This is a genomic window from Streptomyces sp. P6-2-1, assembly GCF_050613165.1.
In the GTDB taxonomy this organism is placed as follows: Bacteria; Actinomycetota; Actinomycetes; order Streptomycetales; family Streptomycetaceae; genus Streptomyces.
In genome coordinates this window covers 117,314-141,294 of the sequence record NZ_CP192513.1, presented here as the reverse complement: position 1 = coordinate 141,294, position 23,981 = coordinate 117,314, and the positions used below count along the sequence as shown (strand labels likewise).

Annotated in this window: 22 protein-coding genes; 13 read left to right on the top strand and 9 right to left on the bottom strand. The window is 74.2% G+C overall.

Annotated elements, in window-relative coordinates; all coding sequences use genetic code 11:
• The first annotated feature begins 260 nt into the window (after nucleotides 1-260).
• Both ACQYWQ_RS00555 and ACQYWQ_RS00550 read left to right on the top strand, forming a co-directional pair.
• A complete protein-coding gene (locus ACQYWQ_RS00555) occupies nucleotides 261-2,849 on the top strand; it encodes an ATP-dependent Clp protease ATP-binding subunit (protein WP_431031850.1) in 2,589 nt (862 codons plus the stop codon).
• 65 nt (nucleotides 2,850-2,914) lie between these two features.
• A complete protein-coding gene (locus ACQYWQ_RS00550; protein ID WP_431031849.1) occupies nucleotides 2,915-3,478 on the top strand; it encodes a chloramphenicol phosphotransferase CPT family protein in 564 nt (187 codons plus the stop codon).
• A 102-nt stretch (nucleotides 3,479-3,580) separates the two neighbouring features.
• Here the strand turns inward: ACQYWQ_RS00550 and ACQYWQ_RS00545 are convergent, their stop codons facing one another.
• Nucleotides 3,581-4,060 (bottom strand): VOC family protein, encoded by a 480-nt coding sequence (locus tag ACQYWQ_RS00545; protein ID WP_431031848.1) that lies wholly within the window; start codon nucleotides 4,058-4,060, stop codon nucleotides 3,581-3,583.
• A 127-nt stretch (nucleotides 4,061-4,187) separates the two neighbouring features.
• On the opposite strand from ACQYWQ_RS00545, the gene ACQYWQ_RS00540 reads away from it, so the two are divergent.
• Nucleotides 4,188-5,015 (top strand): endo alpha-1,4 polygalactosaminidase, encoded by an 828-nt coding sequence (locus tag ACQYWQ_RS00540; protein WP_431031847.1) that lies wholly within the window; start codon nucleotides 4,188-4,190, stop codon nucleotides 5,013-5,015.
• Nucleotides 5,016-5,160: 145 nt separating this feature from the next.
• Here ACQYWQ_RS00540 and ACQYWQ_RS00535 read toward each other — a convergent pair whose 3' ends face one another.
• The 3 genes from ACQYWQ_RS00535 to ACQYWQ_RS00525 all read right to left on the bottom strand — a co-directional run bounded on the left by ACQYWQ_RS00535 (nucleotide 5,161) and on the right by ACQYWQ_RS00525 (nucleotide 7,400).
• Nucleotides 5,161-5,406 carry a DUF6296 family protein gene (locus ACQYWQ_RS00535; RefSeq protein ID WP_431031846.1) on the bottom strand — a complete coding sequence of 82 codons (246 nt, stop codon included), beginning with the start codon at nucleotides 5,404-5,406 and terminating at the stop codon, nucleotides 5,161-5,163.
• A gap of 231 nt (nucleotides 5,407-5,637) precedes the next feature.
• The gene (locus tag ACQYWQ_RS00530; RefSeq protein WP_431031845.1) at nucleotides 5,638-6,678 is read right to left on the bottom strand and encodes a serine hydrolase domain-containing protein; all 1,041 of its coding nucleotides are present in this window, start codon (nucleotides 6,676-6,678) and stop codon (nucleotides 5,638-5,640) included.
• Complete coding sequence (locus ACQYWQ_RS00525) at nucleotides 6,675-7,400, bottom strand: helix-turn-helix domain-containing protein (protein ID WP_431039022.1); 726 nt, start codon at nucleotides 7,398-7,400, stop codon at nucleotides 6,675-6,677. Before ACQYWQ_RS00525 ends, ACQYWQ_RS00530 begins: the two co-directional genes overlap by 4 nt.
• Nucleotides 7,401-7,589: 189 nt before the next feature.
• Between ACQYWQ_RS00525 and ACQYWQ_RS00520 the strand changes: the two genes are divergently transcribed.
• From ACQYWQ_RS00520 to ACQYWQ_RS00500, 5 genes are read left to right on the top strand one after another with little or no spacing between them, the layout of a single operon-like run.
• Nucleotides 7,590-9,161: an ABC transporter substrate-binding protein gene (locus ACQYWQ_RS00520; RefSeq protein ID WP_431031844.1), complete on the top strand. Its 1,572-nt coding sequence runs from the start codon at nucleotides 7,590-7,592 to the stop codon at nucleotides 9,159-9,161.
• A complete protein-coding gene (locus tag ACQYWQ_RS00515; protein WP_431031843.1) occupies nucleotides 9,158-10,144 on the top strand; it encodes an ABC transporter permease in 987 nt (328 codons plus the stop codon). Before ACQYWQ_RS00520 ends, ACQYWQ_RS00515 begins: the two co-directional genes overlap by 4 nt.
• Nucleotides 10,141-11,055 carry an ABC transporter permease gene (locus ACQYWQ_RS00510; protein ID WP_431031842.1) on the top strand — a complete coding sequence of 305 codons (915 nt, stop codon included), beginning with the start codon at nucleotides 10,141-10,143 and terminating at the stop codon, nucleotides 11,053-11,055. The genes ACQYWQ_RS00515 and ACQYWQ_RS00510 overlap by 4 nt, the downstream gene beginning before the upstream one ends.
• Nucleotides 11,052-11,897 carry an ATP-binding cassette domain-containing protein gene (locus ACQYWQ_RS00505; protein ID WP_431031841.1) on the top strand — a complete coding sequence of 282 codons (846 nt, stop codon included), beginning with the start codon at nucleotides 11,052-11,054 and terminating at the stop codon, nucleotides 11,895-11,897. Before ACQYWQ_RS00510 ends, ACQYWQ_RS00505 begins: the two co-directional genes overlap by 4 nt.
• Entirely contained in the window at nucleotides 11,894-12,706 is an 813-nt protein-coding gene (locus ACQYWQ_RS00500) for an ATP-binding cassette domain-containing protein (protein ID WP_431031840.1), read from the top strand. The genes ACQYWQ_RS00505 and ACQYWQ_RS00500 overlap by 4 nt, the downstream gene beginning before the upstream one ends.
• A 50-nt stretch (nucleotides 12,707-12,756) precedes the next feature.
• Here ACQYWQ_RS00500 and ACQYWQ_RS00495 read toward each other — a convergent pair whose 3' ends face one another.
• Nucleotides 12,757-13,716 carry an ROK family protein gene (locus tag ACQYWQ_RS00495; protein WP_431031839.1) on the bottom strand — a complete coding sequence of 320 codons (960 nt, stop codon included), beginning with the start codon at nucleotides 13,714-13,716 and terminating at the stop codon, nucleotides 12,757-12,759.
• Between the two features lie 41 nt (nucleotides 13,717-13,757).
• Here ACQYWQ_RS00495 and ACQYWQ_RS00490 point away from each other — a divergent pair, with 41 nt between their 5' ends.
• The 3 genes from ACQYWQ_RS00490 (at nucleotide 13,758) to ACQYWQ_RS00480 (ending at nucleotide 16,157) form a co-directional block, all read left to right on the top strand.
• Nucleotides 13,758-14,561, top strand: coding sequence for a creatininase family protein (locus ACQYWQ_RS00490; protein WP_431031838.1), 804 nt, complete (start codon nucleotides 13,758-13,760; stop codon nucleotides 14,559-14,561).
• A gap of 64 nt (nucleotides 14,562-14,625) precedes the next feature.
• Nucleotides 14,626-15,753, top strand: coding sequence for a mandelate racemase/muconate lactonizing enzyme family protein (locus ACQYWQ_RS00485; RefSeq protein ID WP_431031837.1), 1,128 nt, complete (start codon nucleotides 14,626-14,628; stop codon nucleotides 15,751-15,753).
• Nucleotides 15,750-16,157: a RidA family protein gene (locus tag ACQYWQ_RS00480; protein WP_431031836.1), complete on the top strand. Its 408-nt coding sequence runs from the start codon at nucleotides 15,750-15,752 to the stop codon at nucleotides 16,155-16,157. Before ACQYWQ_RS00485 ends, ACQYWQ_RS00480 begins: the two co-directional genes overlap by 4 nt.
• A 104-nt stretch (nucleotides 16,158-16,261) precedes the next feature.
• On the opposite strand, the gene ACQYWQ_RS00475 is transcribed toward ACQYWQ_RS00480, so the two are convergent.
• From ACQYWQ_RS00475 to ACQYWQ_RS00460, 4 genes are all read right to left on the bottom strand, one after another.
• Complete coding sequence (locus ACQYWQ_RS00475; RefSeq protein WP_431031835.1) at nucleotides 16,262-17,917, bottom strand: purine-cytosine permease family protein; 1,656 nt, start codon at nucleotides 17,915-17,917, stop codon at nucleotides 16,262-16,264.
• Nucleotides 17,918-18,021: 104 nt separating this feature from the next.
• Complete coding sequence (locus ACQYWQ_RS00470) at nucleotides 18,022-19,350, bottom strand: MFS transporter (protein ID WP_431031834.1); 1,329 nt, start codon at nucleotides 19,348-19,350, stop codon at nucleotides 18,022-18,024.
• Nucleotides 19,351-19,485: 135 nt separating this feature from the next.
• Complete coding sequence (locus ACQYWQ_RS00465) at nucleotides 19,486-20,175, bottom strand: ArsR/SmtB family transcription factor (RefSeq protein ID WP_431031833.1); 690 nt, start codon at nucleotides 20,173-20,175, stop codon at nucleotides 19,486-19,488.
• A gap of 103 nt (nucleotides 20,176-20,278) precedes the next feature.
• A complete protein-coding gene (locus ACQYWQ_RS00460; protein ID WP_431031832.1) occupies nucleotides 20,279-21,964 on the bottom strand; it encodes an IclR family transcriptional regulator domain-containing protein in 1,686 nt (561 codons plus the stop codon).
• A gap of 183 nt (nucleotides 21,965-22,147) precedes the next feature.
• Between ACQYWQ_RS00460 and ACQYWQ_RS00455 the strand changes: the two genes are divergently transcribed.
• Nucleotides 22,148-22,738: a putative immunity protein gene (locus ACQYWQ_RS00455; protein ID WP_431031831.1), complete on the top strand. Its 591-nt coding sequence runs from the start codon at nucleotides 22,148-22,150 to the stop codon at nucleotides 22,736-22,738.
• 430 nt (nucleotides 22,739-23,168) lie between these two features.
• Nucleotides 23,169-23,966, top strand: coding sequence for a FadR/GntR family transcriptional regulator (locus ACQYWQ_RS00450; RefSeq protein WP_431031830.1), 798 nt, complete (start codon nucleotides 23,169-23,171; stop codon nucleotides 23,964-23,966).
• Nucleotides 23,967-23,981 lie beyond the last annotated feature (15 nt).

Here is a 23,981-nt window from a genome sequence, read left to right as displayed (position 1 = left end):
GGCGGGCGGCCGGCCCGGCACGGGATCACTCTCCGGGGCGACGGGGACCTACGGCCGTCCGGCGGTCCCTCGTACGAGTGCATCGCGGGCCACCCGCCGCACGCCCCCGCCCCGCCGGGCACCCGTACGGCCGCTCATCGCCGCGCGAAGGGCCAGGTGTGACGCCGGGGACTGCAGGGAACCCGTGGGTGCGTACCTGACCAGCACGACCGCACCGGCCCGGCCGCCGGCGCTGACGGGTGGCGACGATGAGTTCGTACATGGGACCAGAGGACTACGGACAGGACCCCCTCGGGGAGTTCCTCGCGCGTTTCTTCGGTGGTGGCGGCCCCTCGCAGGGCCGACGGCAGCCCCGGTACTACGACTTCGCGCGGCTCATGAGCGAGCCGACCCGCCAGCTCGTCCAGCAGGCCGCCAACTACGCCGCGCAGAACGGCAGCAGCGATCTCGGCACCGAGCACCTGCTGCGCGCGGCGGTCGCCGCCGAGCCCACGCGCGAACTCCTCGCCCAGGCCGGAGTGGACCCCGACCAGGTGGGCGCCGAGATCGACGAGCACGCCGAGCGGGGCCCCGCGCGCAGCTCCATCGCCGTGAGCCCCGCCGCCAAGCGTGCCCTCATGGACTCGCACGAGATCGCCCGCGCCTCGGGCTCCTCGTACATCGGCCCCGAACACCTTCTCGCCGCGCTCGCCGCGAACAAGGACGCCACGGCCGGCCGCATCCTCGACGCCGCCCGCTTCTCGCCCGGCGGCCCGGGGCCCGCGCCCGGCGAGCACCCGAGCGGCGCGTGGGGCGGCCCCGAGCGCGGCCAGGCCCCCGGGGCCAGGCCCGGTGGGAACAGCAAGACGCCCACGCTCGACACGTACGGGACCGACCTCACCGAGGCCGCCCGCCAGGGCCGTGTCGACCCCGTCATCGGCCGCGAGAAGGAGATCGAGCAGACCGTCGAGGTCCTCGCCAGGCGCGGCAAGAACAACCCGGTCCTCATCGGCGAGGCGGGCGTGGGCAAGACCGCGGTCGTCGAGGGGCTCGCCCAGCGCATGGCCGACGGCGACGTGCCCGACATCCTCGCCGACCGCCGCGTCGTCCAGCTCAACCTGTCGGCCCTCGTCGCCGGCACGCGCTACCGCGGCGACTTCGAGGAACGGCTCACCGGGCTCGTCGACGAGGTCCGGGAACACTCCGACGAGGTCATCCTTTTCATCGACGAACTCCACACCGTCGTCGGCGCGGGCGGTGGCGGGGGCGGCGAGGGCGGGGGCTCGATGGACGCGAGCAACATGCTCAAGCCCGCGCTCGCGCGCGGCGAACTCCACGTCATCGGCGCCACGACGCTGGAGGAGTACCGCCGCTACATCGAGAAGGACGCGGCGCTCGCCCGCCGCTTCCAGCCCATCCTCGTGCCCGAGCCCAGTCCCGAGGACGCCATCGAGATCCTGCGCGGCCTGCGCGACCGCTACGAGGCCCACCACCAGGTGCGCTACACCGACGAGGCACTCGTCGCCGCCGTCGAGCTGTCCGACCGCTACCTCGCCGACCGCTTCCTGCCCGACAAGGCGATCGACCTCATCGACCAGGCCGGCGCCCGCGTCCGGATGCGCTCATCGACGCGGGGCACCGACGTGCGGGCCCTCCAGCGCGAGGCCGAGCAACTGCGCCGCGACAAGGACCAGGCCGTCGCCGCCGAGCAGTACGAACGCGCCACCGAACTGCGCGACAAGCTCGGCGAGCTGGAGAAACGCATCGAGTCCAGCGGCGACCCGCACCCCAACAAGGACACCATCGCCGAGGTCACGATCGAGGACATCGCCGACGTCGTCTCGCGCCAGACCGGCATCCCCGTCAGCTCGCTCACGCAGGAGGAGAAGGAGCGGCTGCTCGGCCTGGAGGAACACCTCCACGCCCGGGTCATCGGCCAGGACGAGGCCGTCACAGCGGTCGCCGACGCGGTCCTGCGCTCGCGCGCCGGGCTCTCCACGGGCGACCGCCCCATCGGCAGCTTCCTCTTCCTCGGCCCCACGGGCGTCGGCAAGACCGAACTCGCCCGCACCCTCGCCGAAGCGCTCTTCGGCAGTGAGGACCGCATGGTGCGGCTCGACATGAGCGAGTACCAGGAACGCCACACCGTCTCGCGGCTCGTCGGGGCGCCACCCGGATACGTGGGCCACGAGGAGGCCGGTCAGCTCACGGAGGCGGTGCGCCGCAACCCGTACTCGCTGCTCCTCCTCGACGAGATCGAGAAGGCCCACCCCGACGTCTTCAACATCCTCCTCCAGGTGCTCGACGACGGCCGCCTGACCGACGCCCAGGGCCGCACCGTCAACTTCACCAACACCGTCATCGTCATGACGAGCAACCTCGGCTCCGAGGCGATCACGAACAAGGGCAGGCTCGGTTTCGGGGGCAACGACACCGAGAGCGACGAGGAGGACCGCAGGGAACGGGTCCTGCGCCCGCTGCGCGAGCACTTCCGGCCCGAATTCCTCAACCGCGTCGACGAGATCGTCATCTTCCGCCAGCTCGACGACACCCAGCTGCGGCAGATCACCGACCTCTTGCTCGACGAGACGCGGCGCAGCCTGCGCGCCCAGGGCGTCGAGGTCACCTTCACGCCCGCCGCCGTCGCCTGGATCGCCCACCACGGCTTCCAGCCCGAGTACGGTGCCAGGCCACTGCGCCGCACCATCCAGCGCGAGGTCACCAACGAACTCTCGCGCAAACTCCTGCGCGGCGAACTCCCCGAGAACACGGCCCTGGTCGTGGACGCCGAGGAGGGCGCGCCGCGCCTCGTCTTCCGCACGGAGACCGCGACCGGCAAGGGAACGAGGACGGAACCGGCCGCGGACTGAGCGTGCGCGCGCCGCGTGCGGGACGGCCGCCTCCGTACCCGGCGCGCGTCCCGTACGCTGCGCGCGTGCTCCCCTACGACGTCCTCGTCCTCAACGGCGGCTCCAGCTCCGGCACCACGAGCGTCGCCCGCGCCCTCCAGGACCTCCTGCTCCCCGAACCCTGGCTCCTGCTCGCTGTGGACGACCTCGTCGCCGCCCTGCCCGCCGCGCTGCGCGAGGAGGGAGCGAGCGGGGCAGGGACGGGCGAGGGGATCGTGTTCGGGCGGGACGGCTCGGTACGTCCCGGAGAGACCTTCCGGCGCGTCGAAGCCGCCTGGAGGGCGGGCGTCGCCGCGACCGCGCGGGCCGGGGCGCGCGTCCTGGTGGACGACGTCTTCCTGGGGGGCGCGGCCTCGCAGGCCCGCTGGGCGAGCGCGCTCACCGGACTGCGGACGGCCTGGGTCGGCGTCCGCTGCCCGCCCGCCGTCGCCGAGGAGCGCGAGGCGGGAAGGCCCGACCGTGTGCGCGGCATGGCGGCACGTCAGGCCCTCCTGGTGCACGAAGGCGTGCGCTACGACACCGAGGCCGACACGACGCGCGGTGACCCCGCGACGTGCGCGCGCGAGGTGCTGCGGAGACTCGGCGCGTAGCACCGGAGGCCGGGAGGGCGAGGGGGCCCGGGCCGGGTGTGCGGAGGAGCCGCGGGGCCGGGCGCGTGGGAGGGGCTCCGGGGCCGGGCGTGCGAAGGGGGTCTATTTCTCGTCGCCGTCCGCCGCCGCCATGAGCGTCGCGAGGTCGAGTTTGCTCATCTTCATCATCGCGGCCGTCGCGCGCGCCGCGCGCTCCCGGTCGGGGCCCGCGATGAGGTCGATGAAGGGGACGGGCACGATCTGCCAGGACAGGCCCCAGCGGTCCTTGAGCCAGCCGCACGGGCCCTCCGAGCCGCCGAGGCTCAGGGCGTCCCAGTAGTGGTCGACCTCGGTCTGGTCGGCGCACTCGACGACGAGCGAGACCGCCTCGGTGAAGGGGAACCCGGGACCTCCGTTGAGCGCGTTGTGCCGCCTCCCGTCGAGCGTGAAGTCGACCGTCAGGACGGAGCCTGCCGGGCGCGGACCGCCCTCCTGGTAGTGCGTCACGCGGTCGACGCGCGAGTCAGGGAAGACGGAGACGTAGTACTCGGCGGCCTCCAGCGCCTCGCTGTCGAACCACAGGCTCGGGATGACGTGCGGCATGGGTGTCCTCCTCGGCCGGGCGCACGGCCACTCCGTACGTCCTCACCTGGCTACGACCGTCCCACCGCGGGGCACTCATCGCATCCCGGCCCGCCTCCGCACCCGCCGCCTGCCATAGGCTCCCGGGGTGTTCTCGCCCCGCCTGCCCGGCCTCCTGCTCGTCCTCTTCCTCCTCGCCGCCTGCGGCACCGGGCCCGCGCCCACCGCGCCCACCGCGTCCCCCTCGGCGAGCCGGGGCCCGCTCCTCCCGCCCCGCCACCAGGGTGTCGACTACCAGCTCGGCGGCGCCTACCCGCCGCCCGCCGGAGCGGGCATCGTCGTCCGCGACCACACGGCGAAACCCGCCGCCGGGCACTACAACGTCTGCTACGTGAACGCCTTCCAGGCCCAGCCGGGCCGCACCGCCGACTGGCCGGCCGACCTCCTCCTGCGCGACGCGCGCGGCAAGGCCGTCATCGATCACGACTGGGACGAACAGCTCATCGACCTGCGCACCCCGGACCGCAGGAAGCGCGCCGCCGCCCACGTGGGCCGCCTGATCGCGGACTGCGCCCGGCGCGGCTTCCAGGCCGTCGAGCCCGACAACTACGACAGCTACGCGCGCTCCGGCGGCCTTCTCACCCCCGGCGACGCCGTCGCCCACCTCACCCTCCTCGCCCGTACCGCCCACCGCCACGGCCTCGCCGTCGCGCAGAAGAACACGGCCGAACTCGCCTCGGTCCGCACGCGGGTGGGCCTCGACTTCGCTGTCACCGAGGAGTGCGGCGCGTACGAGGAGTGCGACACGTACCTGCGTGCCTTCGACGGGCACGTCGTCGACATCGAGTACACGCGCGAAGGGCTGCGCAGGGCCTGCGCGGTGCCGGGGCTGCGCCCGGCGGTCGTGCGGCGCGACCTGGACCTCGTACCGCGGGGCGACAAGGGGTACGTACGGGCCGTGTGCCCCGCCTCCTGATGCCCCGCCTCCTGATGCCGTGCGCTCCGTTGCGGGCCCCCGCCGACCCGCGCAGGAGCCGTCGGCGGTCGTGTCCCGCTCGGGGGACCCCGGACGCGGGACGCGCGGGGAAGCTTCCCGCGTGCCGGTGCCCGCGGGCCCGTGGTCAGTCCGGCAGCGGGGTCACGCTGCGCGGGGTGCTCGGTGACTGGTGCGTGCTCGTCGGGAGCATCCTGATCTCGCCCTCGGGGTTGATCTCCGCCTGCACGATGCCTGTTTCGTCGCGGTAGAGCGGGGCGCCGCCGGGGCCCGTCTGCTGGGTGCGGATCACGGTCACCGCGGCCGGGCCGCCGCCCGGTTCCCCCACGATCTCGGCGGCGTCGAAGGTCAGCTCGTAGCGCTCGGGCTGCATGAGTGGCTCCGTCCTGCGGGAGGGATCGCGGGCACCGGCTGCCCCCTGCATGATGCGGTCCGGGGCCCTGCGGGGGCGTGCGGGAGTGCGCCGTTCGGGGGCGCACCCCCGGGGCGTGCGGGGGCGCGGCACGGGAGCTTCCGGGGGCGCACTCCGGGGGGGGGAGGGGGGGCGGGCCGGTCCCTTCGGACCCGGCCCGGCCCCCCCGGACACGCCCCCGCGCGGCGGGGCTCACCACCCCAGACCGTGGAACTCCTTGCGCAGGGCCCCGAAGCCCCGCTCCTCGCGCGAGGGATGCACGCGGTTGGTGAGCAGGACCGCGTACCGCCCCGTCGCAGGGTCGACCCACAGGCTCGTCCCCGTGAAGCCCGTGTGCCCGTACGCGCCGGGCCCGAACGAGCCGCCGACGGGCGAGGAACCGCCCGGGTCCTGGCCCTGCCAGGCGAGCGCGCGGCGCAGGTTGAGGCCGTCCGTTTGCGGGGCCGTCATGCGTCCGTACGTCTCGGGGCGCAGCAACTCGCGTGCCCCGCCGGCGAGGGAGCGGGCGAGGGCTTCGACGTCGGCGAGCGGGGCGAAGAGCCCGGCGTGCCCGGCGATCCCGCCGAGGACGACGGCGTTCTCGTCGTGGACCTCGCCGCGCACCACGCGCCCCCGCCACGGGCACTCCTCGGTCGCCACCGCCCGCGCGGGCGGCACGGGCCCGAAGCCGGTCCCGCGCAGGCCCAGTGGGGCGCTCACACAGCGCCGCACGAGCGCGTCGAGCCCTTCGCCTCCCGCCGCTTCGGCGAGCAGCCCGAGGAGCATGAACCCCTGCGAGGAGTACGTGACGCGCTGCCCGGGCGGCCCGCTCAGCGGCAGCCGCGCGAGCCCGTCGAGCAGCGCCTCGCGGGTCGGGTGCGTGCGGTACATCGGGACCTGGCCGGGGAGTCCCGAGGTGTGGGTGAGCAGCGCGGCGACGGTCAGGGGCGCGAGCGGGGTGCCGCGGTAGCGGGGCAGGTACGTGGCGAGCGGCGCTTCGAGCGCGAGGGCGCCGCGCTCGACGAGGGCCATGACGACGAGGCCCACGACGGGCTTCGTCACGGAGGCGAGGTCCCACAGGTCCGTGCCGTCCAGCGCGGGACCGTCCCAGGCGCGTGTTCCGAGCCACCCCCTGTCCACGCCGCCGTCCGCCGTCGACACGGCCCACGCGGCCCCCGAGTACAGGCCGCGCTCCCGCCCCTCGGCGAGCAGCGCGCGACGGGCGGCCGCCTCCTTCGTCCGCACGTCGCTCATCGCCCCTCACCCGCCCCGTCGACGAGGCCGAGCCGGGGCGGGGCCTCGGCGGCGAGTCCCGCCTCGATGCCGCGCGCGGCCGAGAGCGCGAGCGGCGCGTACAGCTCGGCCGCCGTGTCGTCGAAGGTGAACAGCGGGCCGCTCAGGACGAGTACACCGGCGAGCGCCCCTTCGCAGCCGTGCACGGCGACGGCGAGCGCGCGGCGCGCGGCCCCCGGGTCGGCCGGGTCGAGCGTCCAGCCCGCACGGGCGGCCTCCGCGAGCGCCTCCGCGTCCTCGGCCTCGCTCTCGGCGGGCGCTTCGCCCAGGGCCCGTACGAGCAGCCCCCCGGCCCCCGCGGTGAGCGGCTCGCGCTCGCCCGGCCGGGGACCGAGCGCGAGCCCCGTGCCGGGCGCGCTCACATCGACGTGCACGAGCCACTCACGGTCGCGCACCGCGTACGAGACGAACAGCCCGGTGCGGGAACGGAGTTCGTCGAGTACCGGGCGGACGTGGCGCAGTACGGGCTCCTCGGCGAGCACCGCGGCCGCGAGCCCGAGCAGGCGCGGTCCGGGCCGGTAGCTGCCGCCCTCGGCGGCCTCGGCGAAGCCCGCCGACGCGAGCGAGCGCAACAGCCGGTGCACGGTGGGCTTCGCGAGCCCCGTACGCCGGGACAGCTCGGCGAGCCGGTGCGGCGCGCCCGTCGCGACGAGCGCCGAAAGGACCTCCATCGCCTTGTCCACCGGGCCAGGAGCGGCCTTGTCCGCCGGACCCTGAGCGGCCTTGTCCGCGAGGACCGCGGCACCGCCCGTACCCGGTGGAACATCGGGGGCCGCGAGGGCCGCTGGCTGCGAAGGACTGTTGACCGAATTCCCCATGAGGTTTAGCTTACCCGCACTGCATTCCATCTGCCGGAACGGGTGTGTTGCTCAATGGAACGAATACCTCGGGGTGCGTCACACGGGCCCCGCCCGTCGCGCCGCACCGTGCTGCGCTACGGCGGAGCGGCCGTCCCCGCGCTCGCCGCGACGGGGCTCCTCACCGGCTGCGGCACCGAGCCCGCCACGCACGCGGGCAACGTCCTCCGCGTCTCCCAGACCGGCGACCCGAAGACCCTGGACCCGCAGAAGCAGGGCGATATGACGTCGATGAACGTCCTCGTCAACGTCTTCGACACGCTCACCGTCCGGGGCCGCGACAACAAGCTGGGACCCGGGATCGCCCTCACCTGGAAGGCCGTCTCGCCGAAGGTGTGGCGCTTCACGCTGCGCCCCGGCGTCCGCTTCCACAACGGCGAGGTCTGCGACGCGAAAGCGGTCAAGTTCAGCCTGGACAGGCTCCTCGACCCCGCCACCAAGTCCCCGATCGTGGAACTGCGCTACGTCGACGGGGTGACCGTCGTGGACGCGCACACCGTGGACGTCCACACCTCCGTGCACGACCCGATCCTCCCGGACAAGGTGTCGCTCTTCGGCGGCGTCGTCGTCCCGCCCCGCTACCTCGCCGAGGCCGGCGACGACGGCTTCGCCAACCGCCCCGTCGGGACCGGGCCCTTCACCTTCGCCCACTGGCAGCGCGACCACGAACTGCGCCTGCGCGCCTTCCCGCGGCACTGGCGGGGCCGCCCGGGGCCGGACGAACTCGTCTTCACCCCCGCGCCCAACGCCTCCTCCGCGCTCGCCGCCCTCCAGAGCGGCGAGGTCGACCTCGTCAGCGGCCTCACCCCCGACGCCGCCCAGCAACTCGACGGCTACCCGGGCGTCCACCTCGACCACCACACCGGTATCCGCACCTCCTACCTCTCGCTCGACACCCTCACCGACGGTCCCCTGCGCGACCGCCGGGTGCGCCAGGCGCTCAACCACGCCGTCGACGTCCCCCTCCTCATCAAGGCCGTCCTCGGCGGCAAGGCCCAGGAGGTGCCCGCGATGATCCCGCGCGGCGCCTTCGGCTTCGACGACGCGATCACCCCGTACACCCGCTCCGTCGGCCGCGCGAAGGACCTCCTCGCCGAGGCCGGGCACCCGCACGGCTTCCACACCACGCTCACCGCCTCCAACATCGACGCCAACGTCGCCGAGGCACTCTCCGGGCTCCTCGCCCGCGCCGGGGTGCACGCCAGGGTCAACCTCCTCGACCCCGGCACCTACGCACAGCGCCTCACCTCCGACAACCACGGCGCCCTCGGCCCCCTCTACCTCGCCGCCTCCACCGTGTGGACCCTCGACGGCGAGAGCATGCTCCAGTCCAACGTCCGCAGCGACCGCCGCCAGAGCCGCTGGCACGACAAGCGCGCCGACGCCCTCGTGGACTCCGAGGAACTCTCCGTCGAACCGGCCACCCGGCGCCGCGCCTTCAGCCGCCTCCAGGAACTCGTCAAGACGGAGGCGCCCTTCGTGTCCCTCTACCAGATCGACAACATCTACGCCCGCAACAACCGCCCCCGCTGGACCCCCGGCGCCGCCGGGGTCCTCGACATGGCGAGCGCGGAGGTCACCCGATGAGCGCCACGCTCGCCCCCACCCCGGCACCGGCGACCGCGAAGCGGCCCGGCCGCTCCGGGCACATCCTGCGCACCCTCGCCGTCCGCGTCGGCACCGCGCTCCTCGTCCTGCTCTGCACGGCGACCGTCGCCTTCTTCCTCGTCCGGCTCTCCGGGGACCCCGTCAAGGTCCTCCTGCCGCCCGACGCGACCGCCCAGCAGGAGCACGTCCTGCGGCACAGTCTCGGCCTCGACCGCCCGCTCCTGACGCAGTACCTCGACTACCTGTGGGGTCTTCCGCGCCTCGACTTCGGCGACTCGCTCTTCTACAACCAGCCCGTGCGCACCGTGCTCGCCGACCGCATCCCCGCGACCCTTCTCCTCGCGGCGGGCGCCCTCGTCGTCACCCTCGTCATCGCCCTCCCCGCGGGGACCATCGCCGCGATGCGCCGGGGCCGCACCACCGACCGCACCGTCATGACGGGCGTCCTCCTCGGCCAGTCCACGCCGCCCTTCTGGGTCGGCATCCTCCTCGTCCTCGTCTTCGCCGTGGGACTGCACGCCCTGCCCGCCTCCGGGTACGGGAGCTTCGCGCACCTCGTCCTGCCCTCGGTGACCCTCGCCGTCTACTCCGTCGCCGTCGTCGCCAGGCTGCTGCGCTCCTCGCTCGTCGATGTCCTCGCGTCCGACCACATCCGCACGGCCCGCGCACGCGGCCTCGGCCCCGTCCGGACCGTCCTCACGCACGGCCTGCGCAACGCCTCGCTGCCGGTCGTCACCGTCGTCGGACTGGAGGTCGGCAGCCTCCTCGGCGGCGCGATCCTGACCGAACAGGTCTTCTCCTGGCCCGGTGTCGGGCGCCTCACCGTCGAGGCCATCTCCAACCGTGACTTCCCCCTCGTCCAGGCCACGATCCTGCTCTTCGCCGCGACCTTCGTCGTCGTCAACCTCCTCGTCGACCTCTCCTACAGCCTCCTCGACCCGAGGGTGAGGACCCGCGCATGACCACGACCACCGCACCCCCCGCCGCCGAGCCAGCGGCCCCGCCCGTTCCCGCGAGCACCCGCGCGGCCGCACTGCGCTCCCTGCTGCGCAACAAACTCGCCGTCGCGGCCCTCGCCTTCCTCCTCCTCGTCCTCGTCTGCGCCGTCTTCGCCCCGCTCATCGCCCCCGCGGACCCCAACGCGCAGGACCTCCTCGCACGCCTCAAACCGCCCGCCTGGCAGCACGGCGGCAGCTCCGCGCACCTCCTCGGCACCGACCAGCTCGGCCGCGACCTCCTCGCCCGCGTCATCTACGGCACCCGCGTCTCGCTCATGGTCGGCGCGGGAGCCGCCCTCCTCGCGGGCGTCATCGGCACCCTCGCCGGGCTCGCCGCCGGGTACTTCGGCGGCTGGACCGACCGCCTTCTCATGCGCCTCGCCGACGTCCAGCTCGCCTTCCCTGCGATCCTCCTCGCCCTCGCCGTCGTCGGCTTCGTCGGCTCCGGGCTCTGGTACGTCATCCTCGTCCTCGGCATCACCGGCTGGGTCTCCTACGCCCGCGTCGTGCGCTCCGAGGTCCTGTCCCTGCGCACCCGCGACTTCGTCACCGAGGCGCACGCGATCGGCGTACGGCACCCCGCGATCATGCGCCGCCACCTCCTGCCCAACGTCATGGCACCCCTCGCGACCATCGGCACCCTGCACATCGCCGCCGCCATCGTCGCCGAGGCGTCCCTGAGCTACCTCGGCCTCGGCGTCCCCAAGGAGACCGTCACGTGGGGCGCGATGCTCGCCGACGGACAGCTCTACCTCGGCACCTCGTGGTGGGTCGCCGTCTTCCCCGGCATCGCCCTCATGCTCACCTCACTCGCCGTCAACATCACCGGCGACGCCCTGCGCGACGTCGCGGACCCGAAGGCCTACCGCCGATGACCGACACCACCGCCCCGCACGCGCCGGGCACGCGGACCCCCGCGGAACCCGTCCTCCGCATCCAGGACCTCCACGTCGACTTCCGCCTGGAGTCCCACACCGTCCACGCCGTACGCGGCGTGAGCCTCGCCGTCCACGCGGGCGAGACCCTCGCCGTCGTCGGCGAATCCGGCAGCGGCAAGTCGGCGACCGCCCTCGCGACCCTGCGCCTCAACCCCGAACCGCCCTGCCTCTACCCGAGCGGCGAAGTCCTCCTCGACGGCGCCGACATCCTGCACCGCCCCGAGCGCGCCCTGCGCCGCCTGCGCGGCAGCGCCGTGTCGATGGTCTTCCAGGACCCCATGACGAGCCTCGACCCGCTCCAGCGCTGCGGCCACCAGGTGAGCGAGGTCCTGCGCCTGCACGGCGGCCACACCCGGCAGGAGGCCCGCGCGGCGGCGCTCGAAGCCCTCGCCGACGTCGGCATCCCCGACCCCGAACGCCGCTACCGCCAGTACCCCCACGAACTCTCCGGCGGCCTGCGCCAGCGCGTCATGATCGCCTCCGCGCTCGTCGCCCGCCCCCGCGTCCTCATCGCCGACGAGCCCACCACCGCGCTCGACGTCACCGTGCAGCGCCAGATACTCGACCTCCTCACGGACCTGCGGGAGCGCCACGACATGGCCGTCGTCCTCATCACGCACGACCTCGGCGTCGTCGCCGAGACCGCCGACCGCGTCGTCGTCATGCGCCACGGCGAGGTCGTCGAGAGCGGCGACGTCGCGCAGGTCTTCGCCCGCCCCGCCCACCCGTACACCCGCGCCCTCCTCGACGCGACGCCCCGACTGGAGCCCGCCGCATGACCGCCACCCCGCTCCTCGAACTCCGCGGCCTGCGCAAGGAGTTCCCCGGACGCCCGCCGAGCGTCGCCGTCGACGGCGTGGACCTCACGGTGTACGAGGGCGAGACGCTCGCCCTCGTCGGCGAGTCGGGCTGCGGCAAGACGACACTGACCCGGCTCCTCCTGCGCCTCACCGAACCCACCGCCGGCACCGTCCACTTCGACGGCACCGACCTGCACGGCCTCGACCACGCGGCCCTGCGCCGCTTCCGCAGGCAGCTCCAGGTCGTCCTCCAGGACCCGTACTCCAGCATGAACCCGCGCCTGCGCGTCGCCGACATCGTCGCCGAACCCCTCGTCACGCACGACCCCGCCTACCGCGGCAGGGGCGGCAGGACCCGCCGCCGCGAGCGCGTCGCCGAACTCCTCGACGCGGTCGGGCTCGACCCCACCGTCCTCGACCGCTACCCGCACGAGTTCTCCGGCGGCCAGCGCCAGCGCGTCTCGATCGCCCGCGCCCTCGCACTCGAACCCCGCCTCGTCGTACTCGACGAACCCACGAGCGCACTCGACGTCTCCGTACAGGCCCGCGTCCTCGACCTCCTCGCCGCACTGCAACAGCGCCTCGGCCTCACGTACCTCTTCGTCTCGCACAACCTCGCCGTCGTCCGGCAGATCTCCGACCGCGTCGCCGTCATGCGCGCCGGCCGTATCGTCGAGACCGGCACGGCCGCCGACGTCTTCGCCCACCCCGCCCACGCCTACACCCGCGCCCTGCTCGACGCGGTTCCCGTCCCCGACCCCCGCCGTCGCCGCGGGAGCGCGGCATGAGCGCGGCGGACGCGCCGCAGACGGTACGGGGCCGGGCGGCCCGGACCGGCTCAGCGCCCCGAGAGCACCAGCCCCGCCGCGCCGAGGAGCGCGACATCGTCCACCGCCGCCTCGCTCACCACGACCCGGACCGGTTCGCCCCCGCCGAGCACATCCGCGCGCAAGCGCTCCTCGACCAGCGCCCGGAACAGCTCCCCGCCCTCGCGCGCCTCGCCGTGGAGGACGAACAGGCCGCAGGCGAAGAGCTGCTGGACCGTCGCGAGCCCCAGGACCAGGTTCTCCGCGTACCGGGCGACCAGCCGCGCGGCCTCCTCGCCCGGCGCGGCGACGAGCGACCCGAGCGACACATCGCCGCCGAGCCCGACGGCCCGCGCCCGCTCGCGCAGCCAGCGCGTCGTCGCGACCGTCTTCCAGCAGCCCCGCCGCCCGCACGTGCAGGAGCGCCCGCTCGCCGAGACCGTCATGTGCGCCCCGCTGCGCCCGCCCGGCGGTGCCAGCACCTCACCCCCGTACAGGATGCCGACCCCCAGGACCTCACCCGTCGACACCGAGGCGAAGGAGCGCCGCCCGCGCCCAGGACCGAACCAGCGGTCCCCGAGCACCTGCACCCTCGCCCTGTGCTCGACCCGTACCGGAGCGCCCACGAGCGCCTCCAGGCGCCGCGCCACCGGGTAGCCGCGCAGCGCGGGCGCCTCGTTCACCTCCACGACACACCCCGCGCCCGGGTCCACCACCCCCGCCGCAGCGACTCCCACCCCGAGCGGGGCGCCCGCCGCGAGCAGCCCCGCCACCTCGGCGAGCGCCGCGTCCACCGCGGCGGCGCCCGCCGCCGGGTCGAAGACCGCCTCGGCCCGCTCCCGCACCACCCCGGCGCCGCTCAGGAGCGCGGCCCGCACGCGCCCCGGCAGCACCTCGACGGCGCCCAGCGCGCCCGGGCCCGCCACACCGTCGTCGCCGCTCGCGCCGCCCGGGGACGGCACCAACCGCAAAGGAGAACGTTCATGCGCCATACGCCGACTCTGCCACGCCGCACCACCGGGGTGACAGCCGCGTGAGCCACCGGTACCTGACCGAGACCACCTGGCGCGAGACCCGCGAGGCCGCCCCCGACGCCATCGCCCTGCTGCCCATCGGCTCGCAGGAACAACACGCCGCACACCTCCCCCTCGGCACCGACACCCTGCTCGCCGAAGCCGTCACCGAGCGTGCCCTCGCGCACCTCGCGGAGCGCGCGACGGCGGGGGAGCGCATCCCGCACGTCGTACGGCTGCCCACGCTCCCGTACGGGCACAGCCCCCACCACCTCTTCGCCGCCGCGCTCACCCTCTCCGCGCACACCCTCGGCCTCGTCCTCGACGAGATACTCGACTCGCTCGCAGCGACCGGGCACCGCAGGGTCCTCCTCGTCAACGGCCACGGCGGCAACGACGAGATCATGCGTCTCGCCGTCAAGCGCTTCGCGCTGCGCGCCGACGTCACGGCCGCGGCCTGCTCCTACTGGTCGCTCGGCGAAGCGGCGGACACCGAGCCCGAGCACGCCCCGCTCGTGCCCGGCCACGCGGGCTGGTACGAGACCTCGCTCATGCTCGCCGCCCACCCGGAGCTGGTCCGTACCCCCGTCCCAGGCCGCGCGCCCGTGGACCCGCCGCCGCTCTTCGACCGGCCCCCCTACCCGGGGCTCACCACCGAGCGGCACGGCGAGTGGGAACGCGTGGGCGGCAGCACCGACGACGCCTCGGGCGCCGACGCGGAGCGCGGGGCCGCGCTCCTCGACGCGCGGGTCCGGGCCCTCGCCGACGCCGTGCTCGCCTTCGACCGCGCGACCGGCACAGGAACCGTTTCCGGCACGGGGTGAGCCCCGTACCGCCCGCCTCACCCGTACCACCACTCAGCGAGTCAGCACGTCAGCGAGGAACCCCATGAAGATCACCGGTGTCGACGTCCACGTCGTCAACCTCCCCCTCCTCAACCCCTTCACCTCCTCCTTCGAGACCAAGACGGGCGAGACCCGCACCATCGTCCGCATCCGCACGGACAGCGGGCTCGACGGCTGGGGCGAGACGATGTGGGGGCAGCCCGTCGCCGCACTCGTGCGCGTCCTCGCCGACGACCTCATCGGCGCCAGCCCCTTCGCGCTCGAAGCCTTCCACCGCAAGCAGCACATGGTGCCCTTCTTCCACGGCTACCTCGGCTACGCGGCGCTCGCCGCGCTCGACGTCGCCTGCTGGGACGTCATGGGCAAGGCGACCGGGCAGTCCGTCACCGACCTGCTCGGCGGCCCCGTGCGCACGGAGGTCCCGCTCACCGCGCTCATCACGCGCGCCGACGCCCCGGGCGCCGCACCGGCCGACCTGCCGGGCGCGCTCGCCGAGCACACCGCGAAGGTCGTCGCGGAGGGCGGCTTCCGCGCCGTCAAGCTCAAGGGCACCACCGACGTCGCCGGTGACGTCGCGATCCTGCGCGCCCTGCGCGCCGCGCTCCCCTCCGTCGACCTGCGCGTGGACCCCAACGCCGCCTGGTCGGTGCCGGACTCGGTCCGCGCCGGGATAGCCCTGGAGGAGCTGGACCTGGAGTACCTGGAGGACCCCTGCGTGGGCATCGAGGGCATGAGCCAGGTGCGCGCGAAGGTCCGCATCCCGCTGTGCACCAACATGTGTCTCGTGCGCTTCGAGGAGTTCGCGCCCGCCGTGCGGCTCGGCGCCGTCGACGTCGTGCACGGGGACGTCTACAAGTGGGGCGGCATCGCCGCGACGAAGGCCCTCGCCGCGCACTGCGAGACCTTCGGGCTCGGCATGAACCTGCACAGCGGCGGCGAACTCGGCATCGCGACCGCCGCGCACCTCGCCGTCGTCGCCAGCACCCCGGTCCTCTCGCGGGCCATCGACTCCATGTACTACCTGCACGCCGACGACATCATCGAGCCCCTGACCCTGCGCGAGGGCAGCCTCACCGTCCCGACGGGGCCCGGACTCGGCGTCACCGTCGACGAGGACAAGCTCCGCCACTACGCCGAGGTCAACGCGAAGGAAGGGGACCTGACCCGATGAGCACCGACACCACCCGGCAGGCGCTGCGCACCGAGGCGGCGCCCCCGCCCGCGGGCGCCTACAGCCAGGGGCTCGCCGCGGGCCCGTACACCTACACCTCGGGCCTCGGCCCGCAGGACCCCGTGAGCGGCGCGGTCCCCGACGGGATCGGGGCGCAGACACGGCAGGTGCTCGCGAACCTCGCCGCCGTCCTCGCGGCGGACGGCCTCGGCCTCGCCGACGTCGTCAAGGCGACCGTCCACCTCCAGCACCTGCGCCGCGACTTCGCCGGTTTCGACGCCGCCTACCGCGCCGCCTTCGCGGCCACGGGCGGCCCGCTCCCCGTGCGCACGACGGTCGGCTCGGACCTCATGGACATCCTCGTCGAGATCGACGTCGTGGCACTGCGGCGCCGCGGGGCCTGAGGCACACCGGGGGACGAGGTGGGCGGGTACGGGGGCGGGCGGACGGGGGCGGGGCGGCGCCCACCGGCCGCGCGCCGCCCCGCCCCGTACCGCGCTCCCGCGTCTCACACCGGCAGCACGTGTTCCCCGGTCCGGTCGGTGCTCAGGCACAGTGAGCACACGTGTGCCTCGTGCGTCACGCACGCCGTGACGTCGGGGCGCTCGTACTCCTGCGCGCACACGTGGCACGTGTACGGGCTCGCGCTCGGGTTGCCGCTCGCGTCGACGAGCGGTTCGGCGATGCCGTCGCCGGTGCGCCGCAGGTAGTACTTCCCGCGAGTCGCCAGGGCCATGACAGGCGTGAGGACGAAGGCGATGACGACGGCGGCCACCGGTGAATAGGGCTGGAGGGTGTCGCCGAGCGCGTGGAAGTACATCGCGATCGACAGGCCCGAGGCCGCGACGAAGGAGACGACGCCGACCGGGTTGACCGCGTAGAGCATCCCGCGCCGGAACTCGGGCTGAAGCGGCGAGAGTTTCAGGACGTACTTGTTGATCATGATGTCGGTCGCGACGGTCACGACCCAGGCGATCGCGCAGTTCGAGTAGAAGCTCAGGATGTCGTTGAGGAAGCTGAACATGTCGGCCTCCATCAGCGCGAGCGCGAACCCCAGGTTGACGAGCACGAAGACCATACGGCCCGGGTAGCGGCGGGTCACACGGGTGAAGGAGTTCGTCCACGCGAGCGAACCCGAGTAGGCGTTCGTCACGTTGATCTTGATCTGGCTGATCACGACGAGGACGACGGCGAGCGGCACCACGAGCCACGAGGGCATCATCGCGTCGAACGCGCCCCGGAACTGCTGGATCGGCTCCGTCGCTGCCGCAGGTCCCACGCCGGAGAGGATGTACACGGCGAGGAAGACGCCGATGGCCTGCTTGAGCGCGCCGAGCACGACCCAGCCGGGCCCCGCCATGACGACGGCCGTCCACCACGCGCGCCGGTTCTTGTCGGTGCGGGGCGGCATGAAGCGCAGGTAGTCGATCTGCTCGCCGATCTGCGCGATGAGCGAGAGGCACACCCCCGCGCCGAGCAGCACCGACGCGGTGTTGATGCCGCCGTCGCCCGAGGTGCCCGCGTACGCGAGGAAGCGGTCCACCGTGCCGGGGTCCTCGGCGACGACGTAGACGAGCGGTCCCACCATGAGCAGGAGCCACACGGGTGTCGTCCACACCTGGAGCTTGCTGAGCGCCTTCATCCCGTAGATCACGAGCGGGATCACCATGAACGTCGAGACCAGGTACCCGATCCACAACGGCAGATGGAGCCCCAGTTTGAGGCCCTGCGCCATGATCGAGCCTTCGAGGGCGAAGAAGACGAACGTGAAGCTCGCGAAGATCACGCTCGTGAGGACCGAGCCGAAGTAGCCGAAGCCCGAACCACGCGTGATGAGGTCCAGATCGAGGTTGTAGCGGGCCCCGTAGTACGCGAGCGGGAAGCCCGTCACGAAGATGAGCACGGCCGCGAGCCCGATCGCGAGCAGCGCGTTCCCCGTGCCGTGGCTCAGCCCGATCCCCGCGCCGATCGAGAAGTCCGCCATGTAGGCGATGCCGCCGAGCGCCGTCGTCGCCACCACCATCGGGGTCCAGCGGCGGTACGAGCGCGGGGCGAAGCGGAGCGTGTAGTCCTCCAGGGTCTCCCGCACCGCCCCGCTCTCGCGAACGGGACTGTCGGGCGCGGGTTCCGCTGCGGTCGGCGGCCGCGACTGGGTGGTGCTCATGCATGCCCTCCTGGGGACGGTAGGTGATGCCGGGCAGGAGGGAGGCTAGGGACGGGGTGTTTCCCTGCGTCCGCGCACCGCGTGAACGGGGCGTTACGGAGTGCTCACGCGCCTGACGCGCCGGCCTCGCGCGGCACGGCGTCGGGCGAGGCGGAGCGGTCCTTCAAGGCAGCCCGGGCGCGCGGGAGTTCGGTGCCTCGTGCCGCCCGGCCCAGGAGCAGGTACGCGGCGCCACAGGCCGAGAGCGCGGCGGTTGCCGCGAAGACCGGGCCCGCGCCCCAGGCGCCGATCGCGGCCCCCGCCACCGGGTACGACAGCGGCGCGAGCCCGACCATCGTGAGCATGACGACCGAGGTGACCCGCCCGAGGTAGGCGGGATCGGCGGCGTTCTGGAGGAGGCTGTTGTTGAGACTTCCCGCCGTCCCGGCCGCGAGCCCCGTGAGCGCCGCGCACCCGACGACGACACCGAGGACGGGGACGAAGCCGAGCACCCCCGTGCTCACGCAGGCGAGACCGAGCGTCCCGCCCAGCACGAGACCGGCGCGTGGCACCCACCCGACCACCGTGAGGAGCGCGGCGCCGGCCGCTGCGCCCGCGCCGAAGGCACCCACGATCCAGCCGTACCCCGAAGGGCCCCAGCCGCGTTCGGCGTTGAGGAGGATCAGCCCGACGTTGAGCGTCGAGGAGAGCCCGAGTTCGCACAGCGCGAGCGCGAGGACGAGAGGCCGCACGAGCGGGTGCCCGCCGATGTAGCGCAGGCCGTCGGCCAGTTCGGCGCGCAGACGGGTGGGGGCGGCGGGTGTCTCCGCTTCGTTCGTCGCTTCCGGGGGGTGTATCCGCAAGGAGGACAGCAGCGGCAGCGACAGCGCGAAGAGCGTCCCGGCCACGGCGAACGTGACGGGCACCCCGCCGAGACCCAGCGCGAGCCCCGCGAGCGGCGGCGCCGTGATCTGGCTCAGCCGCATCGCGAGCGACCGCATCCCGACGACCCGCGCGAACTGGTCGGGGCGGGTCAGGCGCGGCGGCAGGGCGCCCACGGCAGGGACGAACAGCGCGTCCACCGTGCCGAAGACGAGCGCGACGAGCACGAGGAGCCACAGCGCGGGCGAGGTGAGCGCGACGGCCCCCGCGACCCCGAGGATCAGCACGCACCGCACCGCGTCGCTGCCGAGCACGATCCGGCGCGGGTCGAAGCGGTCGGCGAGCACCCCGCCGCCCAGCATGAGCACCGCGCGGGGCACCGCCCCCGTCGCCATCACGAAACCCACCTCGGTGGGTCCGGCGACCCTCTGCGCCGCCCAGGCCAGCGCCACGAAGTACACGCCGTCGCCGACGAGCGAGGCGGTGTACGCGAGGAGCCAGCGCAGCACGTTCCCGTCGCGGTGCGCGGGACGGAGCGGGGCGACGGGGGCGGCTGGTGCGGGAACGGCCATGACGAGGCTCCTCGGGACGCGCCGGAAGGGTGGCGCGGGCAGGTGTGCGCAGGCGGGGGCGCGCCGGAAGGTCGCGCGCCGGGGATGCGCCGGGACGGGGGTGTCGCACGGGGCGCGCCGCAGGCGCGGCCCCTGTCAGGTCCGGAACGGAAAGCTGTACAGGTGCAGGGAGATGTGCTCGCGCTCCCGCCCGTCGCCGGACCGTCCCGCCGCCTTGGCCCGCTCGCGCCATCGCGTCGCGAGCGTTTCGAACTCCCGCCCCATTTCCGCGAGTTCTTCGGCGGTGAGGTCCATGACCCACTCCGAGGACGTCGCCGCGTCGGACCACTCCGTGCCCCAGGCCTGCGCCTGCGCGAGGTAGTGCCTGTACTGCTCGAAGCGGGTCTCGGCGATCGCGTGCGCCACCGCCTGCGCGGTGGCCGCACCCTCCGGGGTCCCCGCGAAGTGTGCGTTCCTGAAGCCGAATCCGCCCTCGTTCGCCACCCGCCACCAGCGCTCGCGACCGTCCCGCGCGTGCTCGGGGGCCTCCGTCACGAAGTCGTGCCCGGCGAGTTTGCGCAAGTGGTAGCTGACCAGCGAGGGCGCCTCGTCGACCTGCTCGGCGAGCTGCGAGGCGGTCGCGGCCCCGGCCGCGTACAGCAGCCGGTACAGCCGCATCCGGAGCGGATTGGTGAAGGCCTTCAGGCGGGCCAGCTCGGTGACCTGCTGAGGACGGGGCCCCTCGGGGGCGGGGTCCTGGGGGGCGGAAGTCTGGCGTGCGGAGTCCGGAGGTGTGGAGTGCTGAGGTGTGGAGTTCCGGGGGGCGGAGTCCTGAGGTGCGGGCATGCGTCGAGTATGGTTCCGAAAGAAAGACTGCGCAATATTTCTTTCGCAATTATTGTCGCGTGACGCGCCCATGTCCTCCCGAAGACCCGTTCCTGCCGGGCGCTCAGCCTGCCGTCGCGCCCGTCGCGCCCGTCGCGCCCGTCGCGCCCGTCGCGCCCGTCCCGCCCGTCGCGCCCGTCGCGCCCGTCGCCACGACGTCCGCCGTGATCCGTTCCGCCGTCGCGCGCAGTGCGGGGAGTACGGTCGCGCGGGCCTCCGCCGCCGAGGTGCGGCCCGCGTGGAGGGAGACGTTGACGGCGGCGACAACGCGGCCGTCCGCCGCGCGCACCGGCGCGGCGACCGAGCGCAGCCCTTCCTCCAGCTCCTGGTCGACAAGGGCGTATCCGTCCCTGGCCACGTCGTCCAGGGTGCGGCGCAGCACCGCGGGGTCCGTGCGGGTGTACGGGGTGAGCGCGCGCGGCGGGTACGCGGCGAGGTGGCGCGCGCGCTCCTCCGGCGTGAGCCCGGCGAGCAGGACCCGGCCCATCGAGGTCGCCGAGGCGGGGAAGCGCGTGCCGAGGGTGATGGTGACGCTCATGATGCGGCTCGCCGCGACGCGCGCCACGTACCTGATGTCCCCGCCGTCGAGCACCGCGAGCGAGGCCGACTCCTTCAGCTCCCCGACGAGCGCGGCCAGGTGGGGCTGGGCGAGTTCACCGACGGAGAGCCGCGACAGCGGCGCGTGGCCGAGGGCGAGCACCTGCGGGAGCGGCGTGAAGAGCCCGTCGTGTGCCGCGACGTACCCGAGCTGTTCGAGGGTCAGGAGGCTGCGCCGCGCGGTCGCGCGGGGCAGATCGGTGGCGCGGGCCACGTCGGCGAGGCTCATGCCGGCGGGCACCTCGCCGAGCGAGGCGAGCACAGCGAGCCCGCGGGCGAGCGATTGCAGGTAGCCGGGACCGAGTTCCCGCTTCGCGTCGGCCGTCGGGTCGGCCGCGGGAGCGGGGGGCGCGGGGGCGGGCCCGGCGGGCGAGGCGAGGGCCGCCTCCATCGCGGCGGCCGTCTCGCGCAGCGGGTCGAGCGTCGCTTCACACAGTCGCGCGGGGGAGTGGCGGCTTGTGTGGCTGACGGCGCTGAGCGCGGCCGCGACGTCTCCGCCGGGGTCCCGCACCGGCACGGCGAGCGCGATGAGCCCCGGCTCGATGAGCTGGTCGTCGAGCGCCCAGCCCCGCGCCCGCGCGGCCCCGGCCCGTACCCGCAACTCCCCGGCGGACGCCCTGGCCCGGTGCGGATCGGGCAGCGCGGGGAAGTCGCCTGGGTCCGCGGGGCGCGCCGCCCACTCCGCGTACCGCTCCGGTGGCCAGCCACCGGCGAAGAGGATGCCCGCGGCGCAGCGGTCGGCGGGGAGCGCGTCCCCGACGCGGAAGGAGACCGAGAGGGCGCGCCGCCGCGTGTGCTGCGCGACGAACCGCGCCGCCTCGCGGTCGGGCACCGCGAGCGACACCGACTCGTCGAGCGCGTCGGCGAGCCGCGCCGCGAGCGGGTCGAGCCGCGCGGGCAGCCCCCGCAGGTACGCCGCCCCGAGGGCGAGCAACGGCGGCGCGAGTACGACGTCGCGGTCCTCCTCGCGCACGTACCCGAGCCGCAGCAACGTGCCCACGATCCGGTCCACGGGCGAGCGCGCGAGCCCCGTCTCCCGTACGAGCCCCGTCGCCGCCAAGCGCCCGCCCGGCGCCCTTCCCAGCGCCCGCAGCACGAGCAGCCCGCGCTCCAGGGGGCCCACGGGTGACTCGGCGGTGCTCGCCTGTGGCACTGACTGCTCCAGGGTTCTCTGACTCCCGGCTCTCGGGGACGGAGCCGGGCACACGGTGCGGCTGAACCGTAGTTCACCGGGCGAACCCCGGCCAAGCGGGCGTCCGAGGAGGCGCCGGGAGCCCGGGGTGGGGCCCTGGTCGTCCGGTCCCCGGTGGAGCGCGCGGGGATACGATTCCGGGTCATGGCGCAGCGCACGCACAAGGCATCCGGGGACTTCGAGCTGACGATGGACGAACTCCGTGTCGTGACGCGTTACGTGGTGCGGCACGCGGAGGACGTCCTGCCGGTCTTCGAGCGGGCCGTCCCCCGCGACCCCCGTCCGCGCCTCGCGATCGAAGCGGCCCTGGCCTTCGTCGAAGGAGCCCGCAGGACGGCGGCGCAGCGTGTCGCTTCCCTGGACGCCCACCGCGCCGCCGGGGCCGCGCCCACCGAGGCCGCGCGACTGGCCGCGCGCTGCGCGGGGGACGCCGCTTCGGCCGCGTACCTGCATCCCCTCGCCAGGGCGACGCAGGTCGGTCACCTCCTGCGGGCCTGCGCGAGCGTCGCGCGGATCGGGGAGCTGGAGGCGGGCGGTGACCCGGAGGTCGCCGAGGCGCTGCTGGAGCGCGCGCGGCAGCGGGCGACGCCGGTACTCGTCGACGTGCTCCGCCGCTACCCGCCCGCCGAGGGCGGCAGCAGCCGCGTCGCCCGGCTCATGCGCACGCTGGACCACTCCCTGCGCGAGGCGGCCGACGCCCCGTCGGAAGACCCCGGCGGGGGAGGCGCGTCATGATTCCCGAAGGCCGGCGCCCGCGTTCCTCATGCTCCGTCACTGCGGGACCCTCACCGACGAGTACCGCCATCTCCTCGCCCTGCGGGCCGCCACCTGCGCGAGGCGCGTCCGCGGGCTCGGCGAGTCGGCGCGCCCGGAAGGCGGGAGCGGGAAGACGAGAGCGGGAGGGGCGGGCTCGCGAGAGGCGGGAGCGCGACGACCGCCCGTGAGCGGTGTGCAACTGCTGAGGCCGGAGCCGCCCGGCGCGGGCGAAGGCCCTCGGGGTCGTCCACCGGCCGGTACGGTGCACAGAACCGGCCGAAATCCCCGGGGGTGGCACACGCCTCACCCCATCCGGCGCGCGGGAGGGTCAACGGCTGGTAATTTGGTCAGACCGTAAGCCCGGTCGAGGCTCACGGTCAACCGCCGCCATTCGTGGGAGATTGTTCGCATGCCATCGCGTCCCGGGAGTCAGCCGAAGCCAGCGCCGAACGCCAAGGGATCGCCCGCGGCTCCCGCACCCGAGGGGCTGTTCAAGGCCGTGTCCTCCAGCCGGGTCTCCCAGGTCATCGTGGAACAGATCCGGATGCTCCTGAAGGAGGAGAAGCTCAAGCCGGGCGACCGGCTGCCGAGCGAGCGGGACCTGTGCGTGCACTTCGGCGTCAGCCGGGTCACGGTGCGCGAGGCGCTGCGCATCCTGGAAGCGGGCGGGCTCGTCGAGATCCGGGTCGGCGCCCGGGGCGGCGCCTTCGTGACGACACCGGACTCCCGGCAGGTCGGCGAAGGGCTCGCGACACTGCTCTCGCTCTCGCCGCTGACCGCCGCCGAAGTGACCGAGGCGCGCCTCGTCTTCGAACTCGGCATCGTGCCGCTCATCGTGGAACGGGCGACGGACGAGGACCTCGACGAGCTGTTCGCGCTGTGCGACGCCCACATCGCGGCGATGGAGGAGGGCGTCTACACGATGGAGATGTCCGCCGAATTCCACACCCGGGTCGCCGACTGCACCCACAACGCGGCCATCCGGATGCTCGTGGAGTCCTTCCACGGCCCGCTCCTCATGAGCCTGCGCGAGGCCCAGACGGTGGAGCCGAGGATGGGCAAGCGCGGTTCGCGCGAGCACCGTTCCTTCGTCGAGGCGGTCGCCGCCCGCGACGTGGAGCAGGCGAGCGGCGTCATGCGCACCCACCTGGAGCGCACCGCCGCGCGCGTGCGCTCCCAGGGGGCCGGGCGCTCGCGGGAAGCCTGAGCGGCCGCGGAGGGC

Bases quoted from the DNA above. Each gene is read 5' to 3' on its own strand.
- ACQYWQ_RS00450 (WP_431031830.1), top strand. From the start codon at position 23,169: ATGCCATCGCGTCCCGGGAGTCAGCCGAAGCCAGCGCCGAACGCCAAG.
- ACQYWQ_RS00530 (WP_431031845.1), bottom strand. From the start codon at position 6,678: ATGAGCGACGTGCGGACGAAGGAGGCGGCCGCCCGTCGCGCGCTGCTC.
- ACQYWQ_RS00555 (WP_431031850.1), top strand. From the start codon at position 261: ATGGGACCAGAGGACTACGGACAGGACCCCCTCGGGGAGTTCCTCGCG.
- ACQYWQ_RS00470 (WP_431031834.1), bottom strand. From the start codon at position 19,350: ATGGCCGTTCCCGCACCAGCCGCCCCCGTCGCCCCGCTCCGTCCCGCG.
- ACQYWQ_RS00485 (WP_431031837.1), top strand. From the start codon at position 14,626: ATGAAGATCACCGGTGTCGACGTCCACGTCGTCAACCTCCCCCTCCTC.
- ACQYWQ_RS00495 (WP_431031839.1), bottom strand. From the start codon at position 13,716: ATGGCGCATGAACGTTCTCCTTTGCGGTTGGTGCCGTCCCCGGGCGGC.
- ACQYWQ_RS00535 (WP_431031846.1), bottom strand. From the start codon at position 5,406: ATGCAGCCCGAGCGCTACGAGCTGACCTTCGACGCCGCCGAGATCGTG.
- ACQYWQ_RS00520 (WP_431031844.1), top strand. From the start codon at position 7,590: ATGGAACGAATACCTCGGGGTGCGTCACACGGGCCCCGCCCGTCGCGC.
- ACQYWQ_RS00455 (WP_431031831.1), top strand. From the start codon at position 22,148: ATGGCGCAGCGCACGCACAAGGCATCCGGGGACTTCGAGCTGACGATG.
- ACQYWQ_RS00515 (WP_431031843.1), top strand. From the start codon at position 9,158: ATGAGCGCCACGCTCGCCCCCACCCCGGCACCGGCGACCGCGAAGCGG.
- ACQYWQ_RS00465 (WP_431031833.1), bottom strand. From the start codon at position 20,175: ATGCCCGCACCTCAGGACTCCGCCCCCCGGAACTCCACACCTCAGCAC.
- ACQYWQ_RS00545 (WP_431031848.1), bottom strand. From the start codon at position 4,060: ATGCCGCACGTCATCCCGAGCCTGTGGTTCGACAGCGAGGCGCTGGAG.
- ACQYWQ_RS00480 (WP_431031836.1), top strand. From the start codon at position 15,750: ATGAGCACCGACACCACCCGGCAGGCGCTGCGCACCGAGGCGGCGCCC.
- ACQYWQ_RS00475 (WP_431031835.1), bottom strand. From the start codon at position 17,917: ATGAGCACCACCCAGTCGCGGCCGCCGACCGCAGCGGAACCCGCGCCC.
- ACQYWQ_RS00510 (WP_431031842.1), top strand. From the start codon at position 10,141: ATGACCACGACCACCGCACCCCCCGCCGCCGAGCCAGCGGCCCCGCCC.
- ACQYWQ_RS00500 (WP_431031840.1), top strand. From the start codon at position 11,894: ATGACCGCCACCCCGCTCCTCGAACTCCGCGGCCTGCGCAAGGAGTTC.
- ACQYWQ_RS00505 (WP_431031841.1), top strand. From the start codon at position 11,052: ATGACCGACACCACCGCCCCGCACGCGCCGGGCACGCGGACCCCCGCG.